General features: G+C 41.5%; 1 protein-coding gene and 1 pseudogene. Both read left to right on the forward strand.

Annotated elements, in window-relative coordinates; all coding sequences use genetic code 11:
• The first annotated feature begins 76 nt into the window (after positions 1–76).
• A complete protein-coding gene (locus NWE73_RS18080) occupies positions 77–349 on the forward strand; it encodes a transposase (protein ID WP_277579771.1) in 273 nt (90 codons plus the stop codon).
• Positions 350–396: 47 nt separating this feature from the next.
• Positions 397–1227: pseudogene (locus NWE73_RS18085) on the forward strand (IS3 family transposase); the annotation flags it as partial.
• Positions 1228–1233 lie beyond the last annotated feature (6 nt).

Raw genomic sequence — 1233 nt, forward strand, 5'->3', positions numbered from 1 at the left:
TGACCTTACCCCCATTTTTAGTACCACCACTTTGCACGGTGAGCCTTGAACAGTTATAGTTCAGAAAGGCGGAGGCATGAGCGTCGTGTCGTACAAAAAGAGAACACAAGAAGAAGTAGAAGCCATAGTTAAAGAAGTCGAGGACGGCCACAGTAATGCGGACATCTGCAATAAATATGGAGTTTCAGAGACGGCTTTATATCGAATTCTTTTGAAGCATCGAGGATTGGGCTTCGCCGATCAACAACGAAGTTCTTCCGACAAAAAGAAGGTAAATCGTCTTGAAAAGAAAATTAAAGAGCAAGAACAAGAAATTAAGCTCTTAAGGGCTGCCTTAAAAAAGTTTTAAAGTCTGAAGAACGAAAGGAGCTAGTTCGTGATTGGGTTGCTAATTACGAACTCAGCGAGCGACGAGCTTGCAGGCTGATGGGTTTAAGTCGCTCACAGTATCGCTATACAAGTCAGAAAACAGAAGACCCAATGGTAATCAAGGCCATCCTGGAAATTAAGGAACGACATCCAAGATATGGGGTGCCACGATTAACTGCTCTTTTGAAAAGGCGTGGCCATTATGTAAATCGAAAACGCGTATATCGAATTACAAAGACAATGAAGTTACTCGTTCTTCAAAAGAGAAAGAGAAGGAAGCTATTTATCCCTCCGACTCGAGACTTTCCCATTCCTAGTCGGGAGAATCAGGTTTGGGCTATGGACTTTATCTCTGATCGATTGGAAGGTGGAGGCAAATTTAGATGTTTTACCGTTGTAGATATTTTCTCTAGAAGATCGCCGACAGTACATACCTCAATAAGTATGAGTGAGTTCCTTCCGGTAAAGGTTTTAAATGAATTAAAGAATGGCGGCCATCTTCCCGAAGCAATCATTCTTGATAACGGGCCTGAGTTTGCGAACTACAGCCTTATTCATTGGAGTAAGGTCAACAACGTCAGTTTGCATTTTATTGATCCAGGCAAGCCTGTGCAGAATGCATATATAGAGAGCTTTAATGGGCGCTTTAGAGATGAATTCCTAAATCAGAATCGATTCAAGACCTTAACTCGAGCGCGCATAAAGATTGAAGAATGGCGTAAACACTACAATGAGGAAAGACCGCATAGCTCTTTGGATTATTTAACACCCAAAGAGTTTGCAAAAAAAGAATTAGATATGTTAATTACCCAAACAACTAACCCTCACCTTAACTTGGTGGACCTAAAAACGGGGTAAGGGTCA

Source organism: Bdellovibrio svalbardensis, from assembly GCF_029531655.1.
Taxonomy (GTDB): Bacteria; Bdellovibrionota; Bdellovibrionia; order Bdellovibrionales; family Bdellovibrionaceae; genus Bdellovibrio; species Bdellovibrio svalbardensis.

Bases quoted from the DNA above. Each gene is read 5' to 3' on its own strand.
- NWE73_RS18080 (WP_277579771.1), top strand. From the start codon at position 77: ATGAGCGTCGTGTCGTACAAAAAGAGAACACAAGAAGAAGTAGAAGCC.